This is a genomic window from Streptomyces lonarensis (genome assembly GCF_012033735.1).
GTDB classification, from domain to species: domain Bacteria; phylum Actinomycetota; class Actinomycetes; order Streptomycetales; family Streptomycetaceae; genus Streptomyces; species Streptomyces lonarensis.
Window position 1 is genome coordinate 11,229 of sequence record NZ_JAAVJD010000120.1, and the last position, 3,964, is coordinate 15,192.

Below are 3,964 nucleotides of genomic sequence, written 5' to 3' on the forward strand. Positions count from 1 at the left end.
CCCCCCCCCCCCCACGTCCGCAGGACTCGGCGCGGGCGTGGGCGGCGGCCCGGTGGCCGGCTCGGGGCCGGGGCCGCCGCCTGCACGCGGTTCTTCCGTCGGCCGGGCGACTGGCCGCGGCGGGGCAGTGGCGGCCGCGTCACCCGCCGGTCGAGCACGGCCCGGCTCCTGCTCGATGCGGGGTTCGGGCACCGGCGCGACGGCGGGCCGTTCCGGGGGCCCGATCTCGTCGAGGTAGTCCTCCACCACCCGTTGGGCGCACCGCAACCGGCGGCGCAGGGCGACATCCCCCGGTTTCTCCGGCAGCGCGGCCATCCACCTGCCGGCCAGCGGGCTGGTCCAGAGCACCACCACCGGCTCGTTCTCGGCGTCCTGCACGCCGCGGCGGCCGATGTACCAGGGCCGGGGCGCTCCACCCGGCTCGTCCGGGGCGTCCACCCTGGCGTAGACGAGTGCCTCGCCCCCGAGGTTCCCGTACCGGGCGGCCCGCTGCTCCGCATCGGCACGGATCGCGATGCCGTCCTTGCCGGTGGCGGAAGCGGTCGCCGCCGACAGCCCGCCCATCGCAGCCAGCCGTGTCTCGTAGCACGCGTAGGCGTGGTCGACCGCCCGCTGCTCGGTCGCGAGCACCTCTGCCCGCGTCGCTGAACTCATGTTCATCCTCCCTGCGGTGTCGTGAGACACCGCCACGGACCTGCGCCCGTACCCCGCTGAAGAACTATCAGAAAGTGAACGGTGAAGAACAGTCAGTTCGCGATCTCCTTGACGCGCGCGCCGGCGCCGATGGTCGAGCAGCGCCGTCGCACACTCGACGGACGGTGGCCAGGGGCCCGCACGTCGCTCGCTCCGCGGGCCGGGGAGACCGCGCCGCGGATATCGCCCGCCGCCGCAGCCGGCGGCGAGGAGCGCGCTCCGTGTGCACAGCGACAGGGTCCCGTCCCGGGGCGCCACGGCCGGGCGGGGAGGGCGCCCCGACGCGCCCGGGCCACCAGCTACACTGTGCGCGGCGTGTCACACCTCGCGTGCGGCACGGGATCAGCGGGCCCGCGGGCCCGGGTCGGCGGCGGGCCTCGCCACCGGTCGGGTCCACGCCCCCGTAGCTCAGGGGATAGAGCACGGCTCTCCTAAAGCCGGTGTCGCAGGTTCGAATCCTGCCGGGGGCACTCACGCGAGCGGCGCGGACGGCGTCGGCGCGGCTCGCTGAACGGTCGGCGCGGACGATGTCCGCGCCTTTCGTGTGTCCGGGCGCGCGCCGCCGTCCCCCAGTGGCGCTGCGGGCGCAGCGCAAGGCGGCGGACGGTCAGACGGCGAGCGTGGTCAGGGTCGTGCGGTCGGTGCCGAGGTACAGGACACCGCCGTCGGTGGCGAGGTGGAGGACGGCGCCGTCCGCCTCGTGCGACCAGCGGTGTGCTCCCGTCGCGAGGTCGAGTCCGGTGACGGTCTCCGCGGCGGAGCGGTGGCAGGCGGTGGCACCGACGACGGTCACCGGGCTGTGGTCGCGCGCCGCGTCGGCCCGCCAGCGCTCCTCGCCGCTGCCGGCATCCCGAGCGGTCAGGGTGCGGCCGGCGGCGAGCAGCACGGTCTCCCCGGCGGTGGCCAGGCCGGTCGGTTCGCCGGCGGCCCGGACCGCCCAGCTCTCCTCCCCGGTGGCGGGGTCCAGCGCGTGCAGGGTGGCGTCGACACGGTCGGCGAGGAGCAGCAGCCCGGACGCGGTCCGCTGCGGGGCGAGGGGGCGGCCGCCGGTGGTGAACCGCCGCAGTTCGGAGCCGTCCGCGGTGTCGAGGGTGTGGGTCACGCCGTCGGCGGTGGCGACGTGGAGCAGCTCGTCGTGGAGGACGGGCGTGTGGAAGATCTGGCTGTCCGTCTCGAACGTCCACCGGACGGCGCCGGTCCCGGCGTCCAACGCCTGCACCGTCCGGTCGAGCCCGCAGAGGTAGACCGTGTTCCCGTGCGCCACGGGCGCGGCGAACACGCCCGCTCGCGCGGGGTGGTCGCGGCGGTGGGAGCCGTCGGCGGGATCGAGCACCACCGTGCCGCCGCCGCTGCTGCCGCCGCCGCCGGGTCCGGAGAGCGGGACGTGGAGGCTGCCGCCGTGGTGGAGGGGTTGGGCGACGGCGGGCCCGGTGCGGTGCTCCCAGCGCGGGGTGCCGTCGGCGGCGTCGAGGGCGTGGAGCGTCTCGCCGCTGCCGCAGACCACGGTGTCCTCGTACCGGACGGCGGGGGACCGGGATGCCCGGCCGGTGCCGAAGCTCCACAGCACGCTGCCCGGTTCGGCCGCGGTGTCCGTGCCGGCGGCTGCGCCCGAGGCGTCGGCGCCGGGGGCGCAGCCCGCGGCGGTGAGGACGGCGAGGCCGAGCAGGCCCAGGACGGTGCGCCGTCCCGGGTCGTGGTCCGCGCGTGCGGTGGCGCGGGCGGTGGTTCCGGCGGCGCGGCCGGGCGCGGACGGCCCGCTCGGGTCGGTCGGCGGTCGGCCGGGCTGGTGCGCGGTCATCGGTGCTCCCCCGTCGTTCTCCGGCGCCGGCGGCGCGCGGGCCCTGCACTCAGGCACGCCCGTTGCGGCGTTGCGGTTCCCGTGCGCGGGGGTCGCGCGTCGCCGAGCACGGGACGGGCCGCGGGGCGTGATCGCGTGGGAGGCTGCGGCGTGGGGCCGGTGAGCCGCCGTCGTGGCCGTGCCGACCGCCCTTCCGCGCGTCCGCCCGACAGAGGAGCTGTTCGTGACCACACCCCCGCGCACCACGGTGACGCTGGCGTTGCCCATCGAGGATCGCGTCAGGTCGTTCGCGTTCTACCGCGACGGCCTCGGCTTCCGCGCGGTCGGCGAGCCCGCTGCGGACGGGGTTCCGGAGCCGTTGCGGTTCGCCGTCAACGACGGACTGACGTTGATGCTGGTGCCCACGGGCGGTTTCGGCTGGGTCCTCGGCGGCCGGGAGACCGCCGCCCCCGGGGTGAGCGAGTGCGTGCTGGGGCTCGACGCCGCCTCGCCCTCGGAGGTGGACGCGCTGCTGGCGCGTGCCGAGGCGGCGGGCGCCGCCGTGGTCTCGGCGCCGGCCCGGCAGCCGTGGGGCTACAGCGGCAGCTTCGCCGACCCCGACGGCCACCTGTGGCTGGTGGAGGCCCCTCCGGAGGGGTGACCCGCGGGCCGGACGCGGGCCGCTCGCGCGGCTGACCGGGGCCGGCGGGCGTTGTCAGTGCCCGCCGTTAGGGTCGGCGCGACGACCGGGAGCGGACGGGCGGCGCGCGCGGCGTGCCGCCGAAGGGTGGGGGCATGGGGCAGTACTACGAGTACTTCGCGGCCACGGCCGGCACGGCGCGGGGGTGCGCCGCGGACGGGCCGACGGCGGCGGGGCTGGACGCCGCCGAGCTGAAGTGGGTCGACCCGGTGATGATGGTCTCCGAGCTCTGTGCGCTGGTGCACGGGGAGCACCCGGGCTCCGGAGCGGCGCCGGAGACATGGCTCGCGAGGTTTCCGATCACACGGCTGTCCGTGCCCGGCGACGCCGAGTTGACCGCTCTGCACGAGGACGCCGCCGCCGCGCTCGCCTCGGTGGGTGACGAGCAGTTGGTGCCACTGGCGACCGCCTGGGCCGATTCCGAGTTCTGGGTCACCACCGAGGACCCGGAGGAACTCGTCGAGGTGGTCCGCCAGTTGCGGGACACGGCGGTGGCTGCCTCACGGCCGGGCCGCAGCCTCTACGCCTGGTGGCTGGGGTGAGGAACGGCGGTCGGCGCCGGCCGCGGCGCAACGTCGGCGGCTGACGCGGGGCGTCGGGCGTCGGGGCGGCGGGCGCCCCGCCGCCGGTTCCCGGTCGCACGACGGCGCCGCGGTCCGGCCCACGGAGGGGGCGGGCCGGGCCGCGGCAGCGCGTCGCAGCGACCGGACACACCGCCCGGGTCTCCCGTACGGCCGAAGGGCTGCGTGGGAGACCCGGGCGGCGGGCGATCGGCGGGTGGTCTCGTCCGCGCG

At 77.3% G+C, this 3,964-nt stretch carries 3 protein-coding genes, 1 tRNA gene and 1 pseudogene; 3 read left to right on the forward strand and 2 right to left on the reverse strand.

The features are described from left to right. A pseudogene (locus HCN56_RS26480) lies at positions 1 to 654 on the reverse strand (ATP-dependent DNA helicase); the annotation flags it as partial. Between the two features lie 436 nt (positions 655 to 1,090). Here HCN56_RS26480 and HCN56_RS15590 point away from each other — a divergent pair. Further along, positions 1,091 to 1,163: transfer RNA gene (locus HCN56_RS15590), tRNA-Arg, on the forward strand. Between the two features lie 137 nt (positions 1,164 to 1,300). Here the strand turns inward: HCN56_RS15590 and HCN56_RS15595 are convergent. After that, positions 1,301 to 2,491 carry an outer membrane protein assembly factor BamB family protein gene (locus HCN56_RS15595; protein WP_167971572.1) on the reverse strand — a complete coding sequence of 397 codons (1,191 nt, stop codon included), beginning with the start codon at positions 2,489 to 2,491 and terminating at the stop codon, positions 1,301 to 1,303. A gap of 223 nt (positions 2,492 to 2,714) precedes the next feature. Here HCN56_RS15595 and HCN56_RS15600 point away from each other — a divergent pair, with 223 nt between their 5' ends. Continuing rightward, entirely contained in the window at positions 2,715 to 3,131 is a 417-nt protein-coding gene (locus tag HCN56_RS15600) for a VOC family protein (protein WP_312871251.1), read from the forward strand. A 134-nt stretch (positions 3,132 to 3,265) separates the two neighbouring features. Continuing rightward, positions 3,266 to 3,712 carry a hypothetical protein gene (locus tag HCN56_RS15605; protein ID WP_167971574.1) on the forward strand — a complete coding sequence of 149 codons (447 nt, stop codon included), beginning with the start codon at positions 3,266 to 3,268 and terminating at the stop codon, positions 3,710 to 3,712. Positions 3,713 to 3,964: the final 252 nt, after the last annotated feature.